Genomic DNA, 21615 nt, shown 5'->3' with positions numbered 1-21615 from the left:
GCACTTACTTCGGCTGATCGAGATGGCCCTGCACAAAGCTCAGATCAAGGAAATCCTTGGCGTTCACCGTCTTGTCCACTAGGCCCTGCGCCTGATTCCAGGCCACCTGATCATAGATATTCTTCACCAACAGGCGGCCCTGCGGGTCCATGAAATTGGCGGATACCTTCACCACCTCATAGCTCGGCTTCGGCTCCACCCATTTTTCCAGGATCGGATAAGCCGCCTCTGCCTTGGCGCCGAAAACACGATTGCCGGCGGCATCCTTGGTCAGGAAAGCATCGGCATAATCCGCCAGCCCCTTCTGGTAGGCGCGCACAAAGCGCTCCACCATTGGCCGCTTGCCCTGCACATTGCGGGTGGAAGTGAACAGCGCGCCAAGTTGCCATGGCGTATGATCGGCCACCCAGCCGATGATGGTACCGGCGCCATCGGCTTGCAGCTTGAGCGCATTATTGGCCGGCAGGATGGTGGCATCCACCTGACCGCCGCTCAGCGCCGCCATCATGTTGGGGATCGACTGCACCGGCTTCATGCTCACGCTGTCGAGCTTGAAGCCATATTTATCGGCCAGCATGCCGAGATTGTAGTGGAAGCTGGAACCAATTGTGGTGACTGCCACGCTCTTGCCGGCAAAATCCTTCGGATTGCGAAAGCCTTCATCAAAGGCTTTCTTGCCGGCGACATAGGCGACAAAATTATAGCCCTTCTCCTCACGGCTCTGCGCCGCGATCACCTTGAGCGCGCCCTTGCCAGCCAGGTTGAAGAAGCCGCCGGTGAAAGCCGTGATGCCGAAATCAGCATCCCCGCCGGCCACCGCCACCGCAATGGCCTGGGCGGCGTTGAAAATCTTGATATCGAGATCAATGCCCTCGGCATCGAAATAGCCACGCTCCTTGGCGATGAAGATCGGTGCCGATGAGACAAAGGCGAGCGCGGCGATGGTGGCCTTGTCTTTAGCCTGGGCCTGGGCGGCCTGCGGCAAAGTGGCGGCAAAGCTGGCCGCGACCAGGGCGGCAAGAATGGTACGGCGCGACGACATGGCGTTTCCCCTGCTTTTTTTAACTGGCGTTGCGCGCCAAGCTAAAGGGGGGTGTTGCCGGCGTCAACCGGAGCGGCTTCAAACCAGGATATTGACGTATTGGCCGAGATAACGATTGCGCGGGCGCGACTGGGTTTCGCTGGCCGGCGCCTGGCTTTGCGGCTGCTGGATCTGGCTGCTGGAACCGGCCTGCCCCACAGAACCAGTTTGGCTGGGTGCGGCAACACGGTTCAATTGCGCGGCAAAGCTGCTGCTGCCTGCCGCCGGGGCGGCAGAAGCCGCACTGGACGAGCGACTACCCTGCAATTGCGACAGGGCATTGAGCAGATTGGAACTGGGCGCGATGGCCATGACAACTCCTCAGAAACCGGAGCTGATTAAGCCGCATCGAGTCTTAAGGTGGCGTTAAGGCGAAAGGTTAACGCGGCGAATCTTCAACGTCGCAGCGCCTGCAAGCGGCCTTCCACTTCCGCCCGCAACGGAATGCCTTGTGGCATCAGCGCCAGTGCCTTGGTATAGGCCTCGATCGCCGCCGGCTGGTCATTCATCACCTCGCGGGCGCGGCCCAGCCGCACCCAGCCTTCCAGGTCGTTGGGATTTTCCTTCAGCCGCTCCGCCAGCCTTTCCACCATGCCGCGAATCATCGCCGCACGATCTTCGGCCGACATCGACTGCGCCGCTTCCATCTGCTCGCGGGTCGGGCCGGATGGCGGCGGCGGATTGGCGGGTTGGGCGGCATTTGGCAGCATCTGGGCCAGATCAACCCCGATACGCGGCGCCACTTCGCGCAGCCGCGTCAGCACCAGCGGCAGCCAGGGCGCATCCGGCTCGGCGGCGCGCGCCAGGACCAGCCAGTCAGTGAAGGCGCCACGCATGTCGCCATCCTGCATCTTGGCCATCGCCAGATAATACAATGCGCTGGGATGGCCCGGTTCCAGTTGCAGGGTGCGCTGGAAAGCCAGCCGCGCCTCGCGTGTCACCCGCCCGTCATTGCCGAAGATATAGGCCTCGCCCAGAAAGGCATGCGCTTCGGCATCTTCCGGTGTCAGCACCGCCAGGCGATCAAAAGCCTCCACCGCCTCGCCATAACGCCCCATATTCATCAGCGTGCGACCCAGCAGAACCCAGCCCTCGGCCCGGTTCGGCTCGGTTTCCAGGCGCTGGCGCAGGCGATCCACCAGCTTGTCCATCTCATGCTGTTCGGCGCGCTGGCGCTCAAGCTCGGCGCTTTGCGCCACCACCGGCTGCTTCGCCGCATCGGGCCGGCCCAGCGCGGCATAAAGCCCGACCGCGCCCACCGGCAGCAGGGCCAGCATCAGGCCGGTGCCCAGCAGCACGCCGGGCTTCAATACATCGCTGAAAGCAACTTCGTCCGGCGCGGCATCAGCGCGCAGCAGGCGGCGTTGGATCTCCACCCGCGCAGCATTGGCTTCAGTCTCGCTCAGCGTGCCGCGCGTCACTTCCTGGGCAATTTCATCAAGCTGGGCGCGATACACCGCCAGATCATGTGCCTTGCGCAGATTGGCGGCTCGGCGGTTGCCAAACCACGGCCAGAGCAGGAAAGCCAGCGCCAAAGCCAGCAAAAGGGCAAAACCAAGCCACAGCATGATTACCGCTCTCCTTGCTGCGGATCAGTTTTCAGCAATTCAGCCACGCGGCGGCTCTCCTCAGGCGAAAGCGGTGCCGGCGCGGCCTGGACGGCAATGGCCTTGCGATTGCGCCGATGCAAACCGATCACCACCGCACCGCCGGCGATCAGCAGCAGCAGCGGGCCAAGCCAGAGCAGCAAGGTGCGTTCATTAAAACGCGGCGTCAGCAAAACCCATTCGCCATACCGCGCCACCAGATATTCACGCACGCCCTGATCGCTATCGCCAGCGGCGATACGCTCGCGCACGAGGCGCCGCAAATCACGAGCCAGCGGCGCATTGGATTCCTCGATGGACTGGTTCTGGCAAACCAGGCAGCGCAAATCCTTTGAGATCACGCGCGCCCGCGCCTCGGCGGCTGGATCGGCCAGGGTGGGCTCCAGATGCTGGGCTTGAACCTGCGGCACAAGCAGGCAGAGCAGTAGCAGCAAGGCGAGGCGCTTCAGCATTTGGCCTGACTCGGCACCGGCTTGCCGGCCTTGGCGGCATCCAGCGCCGGCTTGATCTTGTTGCTGACATCCAGTTCGGTGAGTGGGCCGATATGTTTGCAGATGATCTGGCCCCTGCCATCCACCACAAAGGTTTCCGGCACACCATAAACGCCCCAATCAATGCTGACCCGGCCATCACGATCCGCCCCGGTGCGGGCAAACGGATCGCCCAGATCCTTGAGCCAACGCGAGACCGCTGCCGGCTCGTCCTTGTAGTTCAAGCCGTGAATCACGGTGCCGCTGCGCTGCAACTGCATCAGCAGCGGGTGTTCAATCCGGCAGGGCAGGCACCAGGAAGCAAACACATTCACCAGAGCCGGCTGGCCGGCCTTGAGATCGGCAGAACTGAAGGATTCGCTGCGGCCTTGAATTGCCGGCAGGCTGAATTCCGGCACCGGCTTGCCGATCAGCGCCGAGGGAATTTCACGCGGGTTGAGCGTCAGGCCCACCGCCAGCGCGATGCCGATCACGATAAAAACCAGAAACGGTAGATAGCGCATCATGGCCTTACTCTGCCGCCTGCGCTGCGCTGCTGCGGCTGCGCTGTGGTTTCGGCACACCAACACGATGGCGCCGGTCGGTCAGCGACAACAGGCCGCCAAAGGCCATCACCAGCGAGCCCAGCCAGATCCAGGATACCAGCGGCTTCCAATAAAGCCGCACCGCCCAGCCGCGCTGGGCATCGCCCTCGCCCACCACGGCATAGATATCGCCGAGCAAGGACGGGCGGATCGCCGCCTCGGTGGTTTCCATCGGCGGCTGCTGATAGCGCCGCTGGGCCGGCAGCAACACATCCACCACGCGACCATCGCGCAGCAATTCAAAGCGGCCCTGATTGGCCAGGTAATTCGGCCCCTGGATCGGCTGCACACCGAGGAAACGATATTGCACCGGACCAACCGTGACCATATCGCCGGGCCGCATCACCTGCTGCTTTTCGATCTGCCAGGTTTCTGACACCGTGATGCCGAGGATCAGCAGGGCCACGCCGAGATGCGCCACGGTCATGCCCCAGGCAGCACGCGGCAGATGACAGGCGCGGTTCAGGCTGTCACGCAACGGGCCGCCGAACAGCTTGATCCGCTGCGCCCATTCGCTCAATGCACCGATACCGAGCCAGGCGGCGAGGCTCAGACCAAGCAGCGACAGCCATGGGCCATCGCCGCGCAACCACAATGCCAGCAGCAAAGCGGCAATGGCAGCAAAACCGGCCACCACCAGACGATTGAGCGCGGCAGCAAGATCGCCGCGTTTCCAGGCCAGCAGCGGCCCCACCGCTACGGCGGCGCAAAGCGGCGCCATCAGCGGCACAAACACACTGTTGAAATAGGCCGGGCCAACCGAAACCTTCTCGCCGGTGATGGCATCCAGCGCCAGCGGATAGAGCGTGCCGAGCAGCACCGCGCCGGTGGCCACGGCCAGCAGCAGGTTATTCAGCACCAGCGCGCCTTCGCGGCTGAGCGGGGCGAACAGGCCAACGCCGCTGAGCGCCGGCGCGCGCCACGCATACAGCGCCAGGCTGCCGCCCACCACGATGCCGAGAAAGATCAGGATGAACAGGCCGCGTGTCGGGTCGGTGGCAAAGGCATGCACCGAATTGAGCACACCCGAGCGCACCAGGAAGGTACCGAGCAGGCTGAGCGAGAAGGTGACGATGGCGAGCAGCACGGTCCAGCTTTTCAGCGCCTCGCGTTTTTCCACCACGATGGCGGAATGCAGCAGCGCGGTGCCGGCCAGCCAGGGCATAAAGGAGGCATTCTCCACCGGGTCCCAGAACCACCAGCCGCCCCAGCCAAGTTCGTAATACGCCCACCACGAGCCCATGGCGATACCGATGGTGAGGAACACCCAGGCAGCCAGCGTCCAGGGCCGCACCCAGCGCGCCCAGGCCGGATCAACCCGGCCTTCGATCAGCGCCGCAATGGCGAAGGAGAAAGCCACCGAGAAGCCGACATAACCCAGGTAAAGAAACGGCGGATGGAAGGCCAGGCCAGGGTCTTGCAGCAGCGGGTTGAGCCCCTTGCCTTCCAGCGGCGCCGGCAATAGGCGGTCAAACGGATTTGAGGTGAGCAGGATGAACAGCAGGAAGCCGACGCAGATCAGGCCCTGCACACCGAGCACGCGGGCGCGCAGGGTGGCCGGCAATGGCGCACCAAACACCGCCACGGCGGCGCCAAAAATCGCCAGGATGAACTGCCACAGCAGCAGCGAGCCTTCATGATTGCCCCACACGCCGCTGATCTTGTAGAGCATCGGTTTCAGCGTGTGCGAATTCTGCGCCACATTGAGCACTGAAAAATCCGAGGTGACATAGGCATAGGTGAGACAGCCGAAGGCAAAGGCGGTCATCAGCACCTGGCCAAGGGCGGCGGCCGGAGCCAAGCCGATCCACGGCGCGATGCCGCGCTGGGCGCCGATCAGCGGCAGGGTGCCTTGCGCGATGGCCAACGCCAGCGCCAGAATCAGTGCAAAATGGCCAAGTTCTGCGATCATGGCGCGTCAACACTCATTTTGGAGCCGCCAGCTTGGTGTGGTCGCCCTGCTTTTCATGCCATTGGCCGGATTTCTTCAGCGCTTCGGCCACTTCCGGCGGCATGTAATTCTCGTCATGCTTTGCCAGCACTTCGGAAGCGATGAAGCGGCCCTGGCCATCCAGCCGGCCATCCGCCACCACACCCTGGCCCTCGCGGAACAGGTCTGGCATCAGGCCGGTATAGCGCACCGCGATGGTGTGGCGCATGTCAGTCACGGCAAATTCGGTCAACAGGCCATCACGCTTCACGCTGCCTTCCTGCACCAAGCCGCCAATGCGGAAACGCTTGTCTGCCGGCAGATGCTTTTCCACCACATCGCTGGGGCTGTGAAAAAACACCAGATTGTCGGAAAAAGCGCTCAGCACCAGGGCGGTGGCCACGCCCAGGCCGGCAACCAATGCCAGTACGGCATAAAGCCGCTTGCGCTTGCGGGTCATACCCTTAGGCGTCACGGCCAGCCTCGCGGCGCGCTTCTGCCAGTTCGCGCTCGGCTGCGGCCAAGCTGCGTCGGCTGACCATGGCCAGGCCGCCCAGCACGATCAGGCCGCAGCCAAAGGCCGGCCAGATGAAGCCGGCATGGCCGCCCATGGCAAGGAAATCGGTGAGGCTGGACCAGTACACGGGGCTGTCCGTTGCTCCATAAATTCGGCGGAAACAAATCCGCCAGGGCAAGATATACATCGCCCGGGCAGAAAACTACCCGGCGGCGCCCTCGCTGGCTGCGGCGAAACGCAGCATGCGCGCCTGCCGCGCCAGGATTTCGCTGCGCACCCGCAGGCTTAGCAGCCAGAGGTAATAGCCCTTGCAGCCCAGCGCCACCAAAAGCAGCGGCCACAGGATATCGGGGTGGATTTTCGGCCCGGCCAGGGTCAGCACGCTGGCCGGCTGATGCAGGGTGTTCCACCAATCCACCGAGAACTTGATGACCGGCAGGTTCACCGCCCCCACCAGGGCCAGGATGGCGGCGGCGCGGCCGGCGCGGGCCGGGTCGTCAAACGCCTCCCACAAGGCCATGTAGCCCAGATAGATGAAAAACAGGATCAGCATCGAGGTGAGTCGGGCATCCCACACCCACCAGGTGCCCCACATCGGCTTGCCCCACAATGCGCCGGTGAGCAGGCAGACCAAGGTGAAGGCCGCCCCCACCGGGGCCGAGGCCTTGGCTGCCAGTTCGGCCACCGGATGGCGCCAGATCAGCGCCGCCGCCGAGGCCAGCGCCATACCGGCATAGATGAACAGGCTCATCCAGGCTGCCGGCACATGCAGATACATGATGCGCACGGTTTCGCCCTGCTGATAATCCGGTGGCGAATACAGCAGCCCCCAGCCAAAGCCAAGGCCAAGGCCAAGCAGGGCAACGCCCGCCGCCCAGGGGCGGATCGCGGCCATCAGACGCAGGAAACGGGCGGGATTGGCTAGGTAATGCATGGCGGCAGTTATAATCGCAGGCTCATTCCAAGGCCAGTTTCACAGCCGCCGCGCCGGCCAGCGGCGCCAGCACGGCGGAACCGGCCAGAAAAGCGCCCAAAAGCAGCAGATGCGGCCGCGGGCTGAGGCCAAAAGCCGCTGCCTCCACGGCGCCGACGCCAAAAATCAGCACCGGCACCAGCAAAGGCAGGGTGAGCAGCGGCACCAGCACTGCACCGCGCCGGGCGCCCAAAGTCAGCGCCGCACCGATGCCGCCGATCAGGCTGAGGCTGGGGGTGCCAAGCAGCAAGGCCAGCAGCAGCACCGGCAGGGCCGCCATATCCATTTGCAGCAGAATTGCCAGCAATGGCGCGATCAAGGCCAGCGGCAGCCCGGTGCCAAGCCAATGCGCCAGCAGCTTGGCCGCCACCACCAGAGTGAGCGGCAAGGGCGCCTGGGCCAGGAGATCAAGCGTGCCATCCTCATGATCGGCCTGGAACAGCCGATCCAGCGACAATTGCGCCGCCAGCAAAGCCGCCACCCAGATCACGCCCGGCGCAATGCGGCCGAGCAAAACCGGCTCCGGCCCGACCCCGAGCGGAAACAGGCTGACCGCCAGGACAAAGAATAACAATGTCGTGAGCGCCGCCCCTTGTGCGCCCAGACCGAGCCGCAGGTCACGCCCGACAATGGCCCAGAACACGCTCATGCCAGTTGCCCCGAAGGTAGCTCAAGGCAACGCGCCTGCGGCAGCGGCACATCAACATGGCTGGCCAGCAGCACCAGGCCGCCGGCCGCACGATGCCGCGCCAGCGCTGCGCCAAGCCAGGTGATGGCGGCGCTATCCAGGGCATTGGTGGGTTCATCCAGCAGCCAGAGTGCGGCCGGGCGCAGCAGCAGCCGGGCGAGGCCAAGGCGGCGTTTCTGGCCGGCGGAAAGATACCGCCCGGGCAGCCGGCGCTGGCGCCCCAGCCCAGCCTGTTCCAGCGCGGCCTGGCTGCGCTCGGCGGCGGCGGCGGCGCCCAGCCCGGCCAAGCGCGCCCAGTAGATCAGGTTATCCTCGGCACTGATCTGCGGCTGCACGGCATCCTGGTGGCCGAGATAAAGCAGCCCGGCGCGATAGTCTTCCGGCTCATGGGCCACATCCTGGCCCTGCCACAGCAAACGCCCGGCCGCCGGGGCCAGGAAACCGGCCAGCAGGCGCAGCAGGCTGGATTTGCCGCTGCCATTCGGGCCGCGCAGCAGCAAGGCCTCGCCCGGGGCGAGACTGAAACTCACATCCTTGAAAAGCTGTCGCTCGCCGCGGATCACGGCCAGCCGCTCGGCCGCCAACATCATGATGGCCGGAATTTAGCCCGCTTCGTGGCTTACTGGTAGGTCCGCAGATCGGCAATCACCTTGCCGTCATTGGGCAGGCTGCCGCTGGCAACCAGCTCTGCGTTGCCGCGCACCTTGCAGATTGCTTGCAAACTTTCGGCTACGGCGGCGGTTATATCGGCACCACTGCCCTTGAGTTCGAGTTTCAACACCATGGCATCGGTATTGTTGCTGGAGGTGACTTCCAGCCGCGCCTTGGCGATTTCCGGATGCCGCGCCACCACCTGGGCAATCTGGCCCGGGGTGACGAACATGCCCTTCACCTTGGTGGTCTGGTCGGCGCGGCCCATCCAGCCCTTGATGCGGGTATTGCTGCGGCCGCAGGGGCTGGCGCCGGGCAGGATGGCGGAAAGGTCGCCGGTGGCAAAGCGGATCAGCGGATATTCCCTGTTGGTCAGGCTGGTGACCACCACCTCGCCCACTTCGCCTGGGGCCACCGGGTCGCCGGTGCCGGGGCGCACGATTTCCACCCACACGCCTTCATCCAGGATCATGCCTTCCATCGCCGGGCTTTCATAAGCGATCAGGCCAAGATCGGCAGTGCCGTAATTCTGCAACACGAAGCAGCCGAGATCGTTGATCTCCTTGCGCAAGCTCGGCGGCAGGGCTTCGCCGCCGACCAGAGCCTTTTTCAGCGAAGAAGTATCCAAGCCGGCTTCACGGCCCTTTTGCAGCAGGATGCGCAGGAAGGATGGTGTGCCGCCATAGGCCACCGGCTTCAGATCATGCACCGCCTGCAATTGCAGTTCGGTATTACCCACGCCGCCCGGAATCACCGGACAGCCGATGGCATGGGCGGCGCTTTCCACCAGCATGCCGGCAGGCGTGAGATGATAGGAGAAACAATTCAGCACCAGATCACCCGGCCGCAGCCCGGCAGCCCACATGGCGCGGGCAAAGCGCCAATGGTCGCGCTCATAACCATCCGGTTCGTAGATCGGCCCCGGCGACTGGAAGACATGTTTCAGCTTGGCATGCGCCACCGCCTCCAGCCCGCCGAAAGGCGGCCTCGCCTTCTGGCGCGCGGCCAGATCGGATTTGCGCGTTACCGGCAATTGCGCCAGATCGGCAGCCGATTTCAGTGCGGCAGCATCGACCCCGGCAAGAATTTCGCCGAAATAGGCTGAATGCGCTTGCGCATGCGCCACCTGGGCGCGCAGGGCATGCCATTGCTCGGCTACGCGCAATTCATGATCGCGCGTTTCCAGCGCATCGTAAAAATCGCTCATCGGCTTTGCTCCGTTCAGGCCAGCCAGCGCTTGCGGCGGCGGTAATGCTTCACATCGCGGAAGCTCATGCGGCCACCGGCGCCAAGGCCGAGATAAAATTCCTTCACATCGGCATTCTCACGCAGCGAGGCGGCTTCGCCATCCATCACCACGCGGCCGTTTTCCAGAATATAACCGTAATCGGCATAACGCAGCGCCATGTTGGTATTCTGCTCGGCCACCAGGAAACTGACCTTGGCTTCCTTGTTGAGCCGATGCACAATTTCAAAAATCTCTTCGACCAATTGCGGCGCCAGGCCCATCGAGGGTTCGTCGAGCAGGATCATGTTGGGCCGGCTCATCAGCGCGCGGCCAATAGCGGTCATCTGCTGTTCGCCGCCCGACGTATAGCCGGCCAGCGACTTGCGTCGCACCTTGAGGCGCGGAAAGAAGGTATAGACCTTTTCAAGCTCCTCATTGATGGCGCGATTGCCGTCGGTGCGGGTGAAGGCGCCGGTGAGCAGGTTTTCCTCCACGGTGAGATGGGCGAAACAATGCCGCCCCTCCATCACCTGGATCAGGCCCTTCTTGACCAGGGCCGAAGGATTGAGCGCGTCCACCCGCTCACCGCGAAATTCGATATGGCCCTTGGTGATATCGCCACGCTCGGCGCGCAGCAGATTGGAAATCGCCTTGAGCGTGGTGGTCTTGCCGGCGCCGTTGGCGCCCAGCAGGGCAACGATGGCGCCTTCCGGCACCTGGAGCGAAACGCCCTTGAGCACCAGGATGACGTGATTGTAGATCACTTCGATATTCGAGACGCTGAGCAGCGGCGCCACGGCATTCGCAGCCATGGTCTGATGGGTCGCTGCCGGATTGGTCGCTAGCTGGGCGGTCATCTTTGCGGTCTCGTCAGGAAAACGATTGCGGGAAACTACCGCCGGCCGGATTGCTCCGGCCGGCGGCCAGGTTCAGGCCGGCTTAGCTGCGCGGGCAGCTACGCGCGCCGATATTCTTCTCGCGGGCATAGGCTTCGGCGCCAGCGAGATAGAGCGGCATCAGCTTGGTATTCTCCGGCGCGATCCAGTCGCTGACATGCTTCCAGCGATCGCCTTCCCACTGCACCACCAGGATCTTGCCTTCGCCCTGATGATTGTCGCAGGTGATCTTGATCGGCTGGATGAAGCCTTCCAGGCCGAGCTTCTTCAGCTTGTCGGCGGAGAGATCGAGATTCTCGAAGCCCCAGCGCGACTGTTCGCCATCCATCACCTTGTTGCCATACTGAGCCTGGGCGGTGCGCAATGCCTCGGTGGTGAACACCGCATTCAGCACGCCGCGCAGATAGCCGATTTCGCCAAGATGCTTGCCGTTCTGGCTGGCCAGGTTCTTGTCGACCACATGGGTCTTGATCACCTTAAGCAGTTCCAGATCGCGCGAGGCGCCATGGAAGGTCAGGCCGCGGAAACCCTTGGCTGCCGGGCCGGCACCCACGGTGTCGCTATCCTGCGAGGTATACCAGCCGCCGAGAATCTTCTCGCGCGGATAGCCAACCGCCGCCGCTTCCTTGAGCGACACGGCATTCATTGCGCCCCAGCCGGTGAGGAACACATAATCCGGGCGCATCTGGCGCACCTGCAACCAGATCGACTTCTGCTCCAGGCCCGGCGCCGGCACCGGCACCAGTTCAAGCTGGAAACCGAGTTCCTGCGCATAGTTTTGCAGCACAGGATTGGGTTCCTTGCCATAGGGGATGTCGATGAAGACATGGGCGATCTTCTTGCCCTTCAGCTTGTCCTTGCCGCCGGCTTCCTTGGCGAAGAACTGCACTGCGGCTGAAGCACCTGACCAGTAGGTGACCGGCGCGTTGAACACCCAGGGGAAATAGGTGCCGACCATCGCCGAGGCGCGGCCATAGGCCATCGAGAAGATCACCGACTTGTCGGTTGGCGCACGATCCGTGAGCGCATAGGTGATGCCGGTGGAATACGGGCTGAAAATGGTGCCGCCCATCGCCTTGAGACGCTCGTAGCATTCAACACCACGCTCGGTATTGTACTGCGTCTCGCATTCCTCAACCTTCAGCTTGACGCCGTTGAGGCCGCCATCGCGGCTGTTGAGCAGGGTGATGTAATCGGCAAAACCATCGGCAGTGGGCGTGCCCGAGGGGGCAAACGGGCCGGTGCGGTAGACCATCGACGGAATCAACTGCTCCTGCGCCGAGGCGGCAAAATTCGCCCCGAGCAAGGCGGCGCCGGCCGCAATGGCCAGGCCAAGCTTCTTCATTACCATGGTTATTTCCTCCCATTATGCCACCCGATTTAGGGTGGGTTAGTTGAACCCTAACACGCAATTCCGGGCCGGACCAAGCCGGCTTTACAGCGCCATCAAGTACCGGCCATCAATACGGAAATGGCCAGACGCGCAGTTTCTCCTTGGTGATCTGCCACAGCCGCGCCAGACCATGCGGCTCGACAATCAGGAAGAACACGATCATCGCACCAAACACCATGAATTCGGTATGCGCGATGGTGGCCGTGGACATTTCCAAGCCGATCAGCGGCAGGCCACGGGTAAGGAAAATCGGCACCAGCAGGATGAAGAAGGCGCCAAGGAAACTACCCAGGATCGACCCCAGACCGCCGATGATGATCATGAACAGCGCCTGGAATGACAGGTTGATATTGAAGCCATCCGGCTCGGCCGAGCCGAGATAAACAAACAGATACAGCGCCCCGGCAATGCCGATATAGAAGGACGACACGGCGAAAGCAGTGAGCTTGGCGACAATCGGGCGGATGCCGATGATCTCGGCAGCGATGTCCATGTCGCGGATCGCCATCCATTGCCGGCCCGGATTGGAACGCACCATGTTCTTCGCCGCCAGCGCCAGGATCGACACCACGCCAAGCGCAAAGAGGTATTTCTCCATCGGCGTGTCGATGCTCCAGCCGAACAGCGACAATTTCGGCACGGTGATGACACCCGAGGAATTATAATTGGTGAACCAGCCGAATTTCACGAACATCCAGGGCAGGAAAAACTGCGCCGCCAGCGTGGCCACTGCCAGGTAGAAGCCCTTGATGCGCAAGGAGGGCAGGCCGAAGATCACGCCCACCAGCGCCGCGATCAGGCCGGCGATGACAAACACCACCAGCAGGTTCAGCTCCGGGATGCGGAAGGCCAGATTCCAGGCCGCCACCGCGCCCACGCCCATGAAGGCGCCGGTGCCGAGCGACACCTGGCCGCAATAGCCGGTGAGAATGTTTAGCCCGAGTGCCGCCAATGCCATGCACAGGAACGGGATGATCAGCGCGGTGTAGAGATAATCGGTGGCCACCATCGGCACGCCGACAAAGGCCGCCAACAGCAGCAGCGCGAAGAAAACGCGATCTTGCGGGATGGTGAAAATCGCCTGATCGGCGGGATAGCTGGTCTTGAACTGGCCGGATTCACGATAGAGCATGTTCGATTTTCCTCACACGCGCTCAATGATCTTTTCGCCGAACAGGCCCTGCGGCCGGATCAGCAGGAAACCAAGCGCCAGCACATAGGCAAACCAGTTCTCGATGCCGCCGCCAAAGAACGGCCCGATATAAACCTCGGCCAGTTTCTCGCCGGCACCGATGATCAGGCCGCCGATAATGGCGCCCGGCACCGAAGTGAAACCACCCAGGATCAGCACCGGCAAAGCCTTCAGCGCCAGGCCGACAATGGCCGGCTGCATGCCGAGTTTGGAGCCCCACATCACACCGGCGACCAAGGCCACCATGCCGGCAATGGCCCAGACGATGATCCAGATCACATTGAGCGGAATGCCGACCGACTGCGCCGCCTGATGGTCATCCGCCACGGCGCGCAGCGCACGGCCGATGCGGGTTTTCTGAAACACCACCAGCGCCGCCAGCAACGACCCCGCCACGAGAGCGGCCCAGAGATCAAAAGACTGGATCAGGATTTCACCATCCATGATGAAAATCGGATCGGTGGGAATGCCGACATCGATCTGCGACACCCCGGAGCCCCAGATGGTCTGGCCGAAACCGTCGATAAAAAACGACACGCCGATCGTGGCCATGAACAGGATGATGCCTTCCTGGTTGACCAGATGGCGCAGCACCAGCCGCTCGATCACAATGGCCAGCACCGCCATCACCACCAGGGTGAGGATGATCGAAAGCCAGATCGGCACGCCCTTGCCGATAAAGCCGACAAAGAACAGGCCGGCAAACAGCACCATGGCGCCCTGGGCGAAATTGAACACGCCGGATGCCTTGAAGATCAGCACAAAGCCAAGCGCGACAAGGGAATACATCACCCCCGCCATCAGGCCGCCGATCAGCACTTCGAGGAAAAACGCCATATCGCCCGCTCCCGCCCTTAATGCTGTACGCCGAGATAGGCGTCGATCACTTCCTTGTTGGCCTTGATCTCGGCCGGCGTGCCGTCGCCGATCTTGCGGCCGTAATCCAGCACCACCACGCGGTCGGAAATGTCCATCACCACGCCCATATCATGCTCAATCAGGCAGATTGTGGTGCCGAATTCGTCATTCACATCGAGGATGAAGCGGCACATATCCTGCTTTTCCTCCAGGTTCATGCCGGCCATCGGCTCATCCAGCAGCAGCAAGGTAGGCTCGGCAGCCAGGGCGCGGCCAAGTTCAACCCGCTTCTGCAAACCATAGGGCAGCCGCCCCACCGGCACCTTGCGGATCGCCTCGATCTCCAGGAAGTCGATGATCTTTTCGCAGAAGGCGCGATGTTCGTTCTGCTCGCGCTCGGCCGGCCCCTTGTAGAAAGCCGAAGCGATCAGGCCGGATTTCATTTTCAGCAGCCGGCCGGTCATGATGTTGTCCAGCGTCGACATGCCCTTGAACAGTGCAATGTTCTGGAAGGTGCGGGCAATGCCCTGGCTGGCTGCCTCATGCGGGCGCATCTGCTTGCGCGGCTGGCCCTTGAAGGTGATGGTGCCCTGCTGCGGATGATAGAAGCCGTTTATGCAGTTCAGCATCGACGACTTGCCGGCGCCATTCGGCCCGATAATCGCCAGCACTTCCCGCTCGCGGATGGAAAAGCTGATATCGGTCAAAGCCTTCACGCCGCCAAAGCTGAGCGAGATATTGTCCACTTGCAGCAGCACATCGCCGATGGTCTTGGTCATAGCGGTCATACGGTTCAGCCTGCCTTGCGCATCGGCGCCTGGGTTTGCGCGTCTGCGATTTTGAGCCGTGCCTTGAAGCTGCCGGTGCGGCCATCCTCAAAGGTGATCTTGGCATCCACCTGCACTTCCGGCTGGTTGGAATACAAAGCCTCGATCAGATCGCCATACCGTTCGGCAATGATGCGGCGGCGCACCTTGCGGGTGCGGGTCAGTTCGCCATCATCGGCATCCAGTTCCTTGTGCAGGATCAGGAAGCGGTGAATCTGGCTGTCCACCATCGAACTGTCGGAAGCGAGGTCGCGGTTGACCTGCTCGATGCAGCCTTTCACCAGATCATAAACTTCCGGCCGCCCCGCCAGATCGGCATAGGACGTATAGGCAATGCCCTTGCGCTCGGCCCAGGAGCCAACCGCTGCCAGATCGATATTGATAAAGGCGGTGGCATGGTCGCGCTTGTCGCCGAAGGTCACGGCTTCCTTGATCGAGGGGAAGAATTTCAGCTTGTTCTCAACAAATTTCGGCGCAAACAGTGTGCCATTATTGAGGCGGCCAACATCCTTGGCGCGATCAATGATGCGCAGATGGCCCTGATCGGTGAACACGCCGGCATCGCCGGTATGCACCCAGCCATCCGGGGTCTTGGTTTCCGCCGTTGCTTCCGGGTTCTTGTAATAGCCGACAAACACGCCCGGGCTGCGATACATCACCTCGCCGCTCGCCTCGTCGATATACAATTCAATACCCGGGCCGGGCGGGCCTACGGTATCGGCTTTCACATCGGTATCGGTGTGCAGGCAGAGATAGACCGTCGATTCGGTCTGGCCGTAGAGCTGTTTCAGGTTGATGCCCAGCGCACGGAAAAAGTCGAAGATATCCGGGCCGATGGCTTCGCCGGCGGTATAGGCCAGCCGCAGGCGGCTGAGGCCGAGCACATTCTTCAGCGGGCCATAAACCAGCAGGTCGCCAAGCCCGTAAAGCAGCCGGTCGGCAAAGCTTACCGGCTTGCCTTCCAGGATCGGGCGGCCAACACGCTTGGCCACATCGATGAAATACTTGAACATGGCGCGCTTGATCGCGCCGGCATCCTCCATGCGGATCATCACCGTGGCCAGCAGGCCCTCGAAGATACGCGGCGGGGCAAAGAAGTAGGTCGGCCCGATCTCGCGCAGGTCGGTCAGCACGGTTTCGCCCGATTCCGGGCAGTTGACGCAGAAGCCGGCAATGGTGGCCTCGGCGTAGGAGATGAAGTTGTCACCCACCCAGGCCAGCGGCAGATAGGCCAGGATTTCGTCATTTTCGTTGATCTTGTCGAAGCCGATGGCCAGATTGGCCGAACGCACCACATTATCGTGGCTCAGCATCACGCCCTTGGGCCGGCCAGTGGTGCCGGATGTGTAGCAGATCAGCGACAGATCATCGCCCTTGCCCTGGTTCACCTCGGCCTTGAAGAAGCCCTCATGTGCCTTGGCATAGTCCCGGCCGGTGGCAATCACCTTGTCCAGATCATGCAGGAAGGGCTGGTCGTAATGCCGCAGGCCACGCGGATCAGCGAAAATGATCAATTCCAGCCGGGGCAGCCGGTCGCGCACCGAGAGCAGCTTGTCGACCTGCTCCTGATTCTCTGCCAGGGCAAAACGCGCTTCGGCATGGTCAACGACATACTGCACCTCGTCGGCCACACTATCCTGGTAAATCGGCACCGGCACGCCGCCCAGCGCCTGAACGGCACCCAGCATCCAGTAAAGCTGCGGCCGGTTGTCGCCAATGATCGCCAGCTTGTCGCCACGCTGGAAGCCCAGCGCCTTCAGGCCGCCGGCAATAGCCGCCACATTGGCCGCCACCTCGCCCCAGTTCCAGCTTTGCCAGATACCAAGGTACTTTTCGCGCATGGCTGGGCGATCACGCCGATGCTCGGCATTGTAAACAAGGTATTTCGGAACCGTGTCGCGGCCTAACGGGTCGCGGCCATCCGGTTTGTCGCCAACCGGCTTTACAGAAGTCACGTCGCCTCCTCCCTGGTGGGCGTTCGCAGCTTTGGTCTAACCTTTGTTTGGTTAGTTAGGGTCGTTGATATGCTTCGGGGGGGCGGGCCGTCAAGGGTCGCTGGTAGGCACGGGAGGGGCAAAGTCAACCGGGGTTGAATATAATTCGACGCCATGATGACGTGAATGTTGCGGAACCCCTTGGCAAAAAGGCGGAATTGCGGCACCAATTGCGGGCGCCAGCGGCAGGCCGACAGCGCCGCCCGGCCCGCTATTCCAATCCCCCTTGCTAGGAAGGATCGCCCCGTGAAAGCCCCGAAGAAATCCAGCCGCCCTGCCGCCAAGAAGGCAGCCAAAAAAGCTGCCAAGAAGCCGGTCGCCAAGGTGATTAAAAAGTCGGCGCCGGCGAAAAAGCCCGCCGCCAAGGCCGCGCCCGCCAAGAAGGCTGCGGTAAAGAAGGTGGCCGTCAAGAAAGCCGCTGTGAAGAAAGCGCCGGTGAAGAAGGCTGCCGTCAAGAAAGCCGGCGCCGCCCGCTCGGTTGCCATCGCGGTTGGTCAGGACACGCTGAAAACCCGCAAGACCCTCAAGGTCGGCAACAAGACCTATGCCTATTACAGCCTGAAGGCGGCGGAAAAGACCCTCGGCGACCTCTCGCGCCTGCCCTATTCGCTCAAGGTGCTGCTGGAAAACCTGCTGCGCTATGAAGATGGCCGCAGCGTGACGGTGGATGATGTGAAGGCGGTTGGCCTGTGGCTCAAGGATCGCCGCTCGGATCGCGAGATCGCTTATCGCCCGGCGCGCGTGCTGATGCAGGATTTCACCGGCGTGCCGGCCGTGGTCGATCTGGCGGCGATGCGCGACGCCATGACCGCGCTGGGCGGCGACACCAAGAAGATCAACCCGCTATCGCCGGTTGACCTGGTGATCGACCATTCGGTGATGGTGGACTATTCCGCCGCCGGCAGCGCCTTCAAGAAGAATGTCGACCTGGAATATGACCGCAACGGCGAGCGTTATGCCTTCCTGCGCTGGGGCCAGTTCGCCTTTGACAACTTCCGCGTGGTGCCGCCCGGCACCGGCATCTGCCATCAGGTGAATACCGAATACCTGGCCCAGACCGTGTGGACCGGCCTGGATGGCAAGACCGAAGTGGCCTATCCCGACACCCTTGTCGGCACCGACAGCCACACCACCATGGTGAACGGCCTGGCCGTGCTGGGCTGGGGCGTTGGCGGCATCGAAGCTGAGGCGGCGATGCTGGGCCAGCCGATCTCGATGCTGCTGCCGGAAGTGGTGGGCTTCCGCCTCACCGGCAAGACCCGGGAAGGCACCACAGCCACCGACGTGGTGCTGACTGTGACGCAGATGCTGCGCAAGAAGGGCGTGGTCAACAAGTTTGTTGAATTCTACGGCCCGGGCGTTGACGCGCTGTCCATCGCCGACCGCTGCACCATCGCCAACATGGCACCGGAATATGGCGCCACCTGCGGCTTCTTCCCGGTGGATAGCGAAACCATCGCCTACCTCAAGGCCACCGGCCGCGACCCGCAGCGCATCAAGCTGGTGGAAGCCTATGCCAAGGCGCAGGGCCTGTGGCGCACGCCGCGCTCGGTTGAGCCGGTCTTCACCGACACACTGGACCTCGACCTCGACACCGTGGAACCGTCGCTGGCCGGCCCGACCCGCCCGGAAGGCCGTGTGCCGCTCAGCCGCGCCGCCGCCGAATACAAGGATGCGCTCGGCAATGCCTATGGCAAGAAAACGGCGCAGGATTTCCGCGTCAAGGTGGATGGCGCCAAGTTCGACGTTGGCCATGGTGATGTGGTGATTGCCGCGATCACCTCCTGCACCAACACTTCCAACCCGAGCGTGTTGCTGGGCGCCGGCCTGCTGGCGCGCAATGCCCTGAAGAAGGGCCTCAAGACCAAGCCCTGGGTGAAAACCTCGCTCGCCCCTGGCAGCCAGGTGGTGGCGGATTATCTGGCCAAGGCCGGTGTGCAGAAGCATCTCGACAAGCTGGGCTTCCAGATTGTCGGCTATGGCTGCACCACCTGCATCGGCAATTCCGGCCCGCTGCCGGAAAACATCTCCAAGGCGATTGTCGACAACGACTTTGTGGTTGGCGCCGTGCTTTCCGGCAACCGCAATTTTGAAGGCCGCGTCCATCCGCTGACCAAGGCGAACTATCTCGCCTCGCCGATGCTGGTGGTGGCCTATGCGCTGGCCGGCAACCTGAAGATCGACATCACCAAGGAACCGCTTGGCCATGATGCCAAGGGCAAGCCGGTCTACCTCAAGGACATCTGGCCCTCCAACAAGGAGATCGCCACGATGGTGCGCAAGTATGTCACCGCCGCGATGTTCAAGAAGCGCTATGCCGACGTGTTCAAGGGCGATGCCAACTGGCGCAAGATCAAGGTGGGCACTGGCCAGACCTATAACTGGAACAACACCTCGACCTATGTGCAGAACCCGCCCTATTTCGAAGGCATGAGCAAGACCCCGACGCCGATCACGGATGTGAAGGGCGCACGTGTGCTGGCGGTGCTGCCCGACAAGATCACCACCGACCACATCTCGCCGGCCGGTTCGATCAAGAAGGACGGCCCGGCAGGCAAGTATCTGCTGGAAAACAGCGTCAGCTATGCTGATTTCAACTCCTATGGCGCGCGGCGCGGCAATCATGAAGTAATGATGCGCGGCACTTTCGCCAATATCCGGCTCAAGAATGAGCTGGTGCCAGGCACCGAGGGCGGCATCACCAAGTATCAGCCGACCGGCGAAGTGATGTCGATCTACGATGCGGCGATGAAGTACAAGGCCAGCGGCACACCGCTGGTGATCTTCGCCGGCAAGGAATACGGCAATGGCTCGTCGCGCGACTGGGCGGCCAAGGGCACTATCCTGCTCGGCGTGAAGGCCGTGATCGCTGAAAGCTATGAGCGCATCCACCGCTCGAATCTGGTTGGCATGGGCGTGCTGCCGTTGCAGTTCCTCAACAACATGACCCGCTTCGATCTCAAGCTGGATGGCAGCGAGAAGTTCGATATCTCGGGCATCGCCACCGGCCTGAAGCCGCGCATGAAGCTGCCGGTGACCCTGAGCCGGGCCGATGGCACCACCCAGACCTTCGAAGTGCTGTGCCGCATCGATACGCTGGACGAGATCGACTATTACAAGAATGGCGGCATCTTGCAGACCGTGCTGCGTAATCTGGCCGCCTGATCCGGCGTTCAGTCAGCCACATGAAAATGGCCGGGGCGCAATCCCCGGCCATTTTTGTTTGTCGGCAACGTCAATCCAGATAAGGCCCGTTATCCGGCTCGGTATCCTTGAAACTCTTCCGCCGCGGCTGTGCCGGCCAGAAGCGGGTGGCGTTGCGGTTCACCAGACGGCGCAAAACAATATCGATATAGAGTGTCTGGTTCGGCGGCAGCGGGCTGCTGCCGGTGGTATTTTCAATGCGGTATTCCGCCGCCATATAGCCGGCGAAGCCATCGCCTATCGCCGGGCGCGCCACTACGCGGATGCCGAATTGCGGAATCTGCCCCAACGCATCGCAATCGATGTAATAAACTAGGGCGCTGCTGGCCGCATTCATCTGCCGGTCGATCACCACGCCCTTGGGCAATTGCGGATGATACCCCTCGCCCAGCAGCAGCAGGTCATAATCATCAATGCGCCGGCCCTGGTCGTCACTGATCCGGAAAATCAGCATGGTGTAGCGCTTTTCCTGACTGGCATTGGTCTGCGCCGCAAACTGCGCCACAAGCTGGGTATAGGCCGCCCCATCGTTAACTTGCAGGCATTTCAGGATAGCCGCCACCTGCGGCTTGTTGCCGGCATTATCCGGCGTGACACTATTCATGATGCCGATCTTGTCGCCCGAATGGCTGGCATACGGCACCACTAGGAACGGCGACAGATAGGGGCTGTGAAACAGGCTGCCATCCGGCTCTGGCGGCAGGCCAGGCACCGGCTGCATAACCAATTCCGTGATAGCCAGATCATCGGGATTGGCGCCCGCGCTGAATACGGAAAGCTGTGTTGCCCCCTGCACCAGCCGGATGAAGGCATAATTCATATTGGCGCCGGCCAGCCGCACCACGCCATCCGATCCGGCTTCCTTAAGATAGGAATTGAGAAAATCATAAAAGGCGCGGTCAATGGTTTCGCCCGATAGCACAAAATTGAAGAAGCTTTGCTGCGGTTCAGGGTAATGCAGGGTGTTTTCCTGCAACAGAAACGCTTCGTCACTGCCCAGCGACAGCCAGTCGAGCACCCCCTGGCCCGGCTCCACGCCACTGAACCAGGCTTTGAGGCGGCCAATGCGCTGTTTGCCGATCGCCGCCAGCGCCGAGCCATGATTGGCCGGCGCCAGCATCACCAGTTGCCGCATCGGACAGGCGGCGATACGGTCCGCGCCATAAAACAGATCAGCCCAGCGCCGCGCCAGCGGCCCGCCGGTGGAATGGGTGATACAGGCAAAGGGCGGCAGCGGTGCATCCACCGGCTTACCCTGCAACTCGGCGCCGAACACATCCTTGCGCAAAGCGGCATCCATGGCACGCGCCAGATCATCCACCCTCACTTCATCGTGGAAGCTGATATATTCACCGAGGTGGATGTTGCGGATGTCAAGTTCCAGCCCGGCATCGGCGGCGCGGGCAGCCAAGGCTTCGGGCAAACCGCCATACGTTTCTGCGCTGGTGACGCTCCAACCATGCAGCATGACAAGGGTGACCATAAGATGCTCCCTGGATGA

General features: G+C 62.2%; 20 protein-coding genes. 1 reads left to right on the top strand and 19 read right to left on the bottom strand.

The window, feature by feature from the left end; genetic code table 11:
• Positions 1 to 4: 4 nt before the first annotated feature.
• From KBB36_RS08450 to KBB36_RS08365, 18 genes are all read right to left on the bottom strand, one after another.
• Entirely contained in the window at positions 5 to 1042 is a 1038-nt protein-coding gene (locus KBB36_RS08450; protein ID WP_290978697.1) for an ABC transporter substrate-binding protein, read from the bottom strand.
• 78 nt (positions 1043 to 1120) lie between these two features.
• Positions 1121 to 1393, bottom strand: coding sequence for a hypothetical protein (locus KBB36_RS08445; protein WP_290978694.1), 273 nt, complete (start codon positions 1391 to 1393; stop codon positions 1121 to 1123).
• An 83-nt stretch (positions 1394 to 1476) separates the two neighbouring features.
• Positions 1477 to 2649 carry a c-type cytochrome biogenesis protein CcmI gene (gene ccmI / locus KBB36_RS08440; protein ID WP_290978691.1) on the bottom strand — a complete coding sequence of 391 codons (1173 nt, stop codon included), beginning with the start codon at positions 2647 to 2649 and terminating at the stop codon, positions 1477 to 1479.
• Between the two features lie 2 nt (positions 2650 to 2651).
• Positions 2652 to 3140 (bottom strand): cytochrome c-type biogenesis protein, encoded by a 489-nt coding sequence (locus KBB36_RS08435; protein WP_290978688.1) that lies wholly within the window; start codon positions 3138 to 3140, stop codon positions 2652 to 2654.
• A complete protein-coding gene (locus KBB36_RS08430; protein ID WP_366933177.1) occupies positions 3134 to 3685 on the bottom strand; it encodes a DsbE family thiol:disulfide interchange protein in 552 nt (183 codons plus the stop codon). The genes KBB36_RS08435 and KBB36_RS08430 overlap by 7 nt, the downstream gene beginning before the upstream one ends.
• A 4-nt stretch (positions 3686 to 3689) precedes the next feature.
• Positions 3690 to 5675 (bottom strand): heme lyase CcmF/NrfE family subunit, encoded by a 1986-nt coding sequence (locus KBB36_RS08425; protein ID WP_290978685.1) that lies wholly within the window; start codon positions 5673 to 5675, stop codon positions 3690 to 3692.
• A 13-nt stretch (positions 5676 to 5688) separates the two neighbouring features.
• Positions 5689 to 6153 (bottom strand): cytochrome c maturation protein CcmE, encoded by a 465-nt coding sequence (gene ccmE / locus KBB36_RS08420; protein ID WP_290978682.1) that lies wholly within the window; start codon positions 6151 to 6153, stop codon positions 5689 to 5691.
• A gap of 4 nt (positions 6154 to 6157) precedes the next feature.
• Positions 6158 to 6337: a heme exporter protein CcmD gene (ccmD, locus tag KBB36_RS08415; RefSeq protein ID WP_290978679.1), complete on the bottom strand. Its 180-nt coding sequence runs from the start codon at positions 6335 to 6337 to the stop codon at positions 6158 to 6160.
• A gap of 75 nt (positions 6338 to 6412) precedes the next feature.
• Entirely contained in the window at positions 6413 to 7144 is a 732-nt protein-coding gene (locus KBB36_RS08410; protein WP_290978676.1) for a heme ABC transporter permease, read from the bottom strand.
• 22 nt (positions 7145 to 7166) lie between these two features.
• Positions 7167 to 7832, bottom strand: coding sequence for a heme exporter protein CcmB (gene ccmB, locus KBB36_RS08405; RefSeq protein WP_290978673.1), 666 nt, complete (start codon positions 7830 to 7832; stop codon positions 7167 to 7169).
• Positions 7829 to 8461: a cytochrome c biogenesis heme-transporting ATPase CcmA gene (ccmA, locus tag KBB36_RS08400; RefSeq protein ID WP_290978670.1), complete on the bottom strand. Its 633-nt coding sequence runs from the start codon at positions 8459 to 8461 to the stop codon at positions 7829 to 7831. The genes ccmB and ccmA overlap by 4 nt, the downstream gene beginning before the upstream one ends.
• Positions 8462 to 8490: 29 nt before the next feature.
• Positions 8491 to 9729 carry an AMP-binding protein gene (locus KBB36_RS08395; protein WP_290978667.1) on the bottom strand — a complete coding sequence of 413 codons (1239 nt, stop codon included), beginning with the start codon at positions 9727 to 9729 and terminating at the stop codon, positions 8491 to 8493.
• 14 nt (positions 9730 to 9743) lie between these two features.
• The gene (locus tag KBB36_RS08390; RefSeq protein ID WP_290978743.1) at positions 9744 to 10562 is read right to left on the bottom strand and encodes an ABC transporter ATP-binding protein; all 819 of its coding nucleotides are present in this window, start codon (positions 10560 to 10562) and stop codon (positions 9744 to 9746) included.
• Between the two features lie 127 nt (positions 10563 to 10689).
• Entirely contained in the window at positions 10690 to 11997 is a 1308-nt protein-coding gene (locus tag KBB36_RS08385; RefSeq protein ID WP_290978664.1) for an ABC transporter substrate-binding protein, read from the bottom strand.
• A 109-nt stretch (positions 11998 to 12106) separates the two neighbouring features.
• Positions 12107 to 13171, bottom strand: coding sequence for a branched-chain amino acid ABC transporter permease (locus KBB36_RS08380; protein ID WP_290978661.1), 1065 nt, complete (start codon positions 13169 to 13171; stop codon positions 12107 to 12109).
• A 12-nt stretch (positions 13172 to 13183) separates the two neighbouring features.
• Positions 13184 to 14068, bottom strand: coding sequence for a branched-chain amino acid ABC transporter permease (locus KBB36_RS08375; RefSeq protein ID WP_290978658.1), 885 nt, complete (start codon positions 14066 to 14068; stop codon positions 13184 to 13186).
• A 17-nt stretch (positions 14069 to 14085) separates the two neighbouring features.
• Positions 14086 to 14877, bottom strand: coding sequence for an ABC transporter ATP-binding protein (locus KBB36_RS08370; RefSeq protein ID WP_290978655.1), 792 nt, complete (start codon positions 14875 to 14877; stop codon positions 14086 to 14088).
• A 5-nt stretch (positions 14878 to 14882) separates the two neighbouring features.
• Entirely contained in the window at positions 14883 to 16871 is a 1989-nt protein-coding gene (locus tag KBB36_RS08365; RefSeq protein WP_290978652.1) for an AMP-binding protein, read from the bottom strand.
• Positions 16872 to 17393: 522 nt separating this feature from the next.
• Here KBB36_RS08365 and acnA point away from each other — a divergent pair.
• Positions 17394 to 20075 carry an aconitate hydratase AcnA gene (gene acnA / locus KBB36_RS08360; protein WP_290978740.1) on the top strand — a complete coding sequence of 894 codons (2682 nt, stop codon included), beginning with the start codon at positions 17394 to 17396 and terminating at the stop codon, positions 20073 to 20075.
• Positions 20076 to 20145: 70 nt separating this feature from the next.
• On the opposite strand, the gene KBB36_RS08355 is transcribed toward acnA, so the two are convergent.
• Entirely contained in the window at positions 20146 to 21597 is a 1452-nt protein-coding gene (locus KBB36_RS08355; RefSeq protein ID WP_290978649.1) for a hypothetical protein, read from the bottom strand.
• Positions 21598 to 21615 lie beyond the last annotated feature (18 nt).

It is taken from the genome of Ferrovibrio sp., assembly GCF_017994015.1.
Lineage (GTDB): Bacteria > Pseudomonadota > Alphaproteobacteria > Ferrovibrionales > Ferrovibrionaceae > Ferrovibrio.
This window is presented reverse-complemented; position numbering and strand designations above follow the sequence as displayed.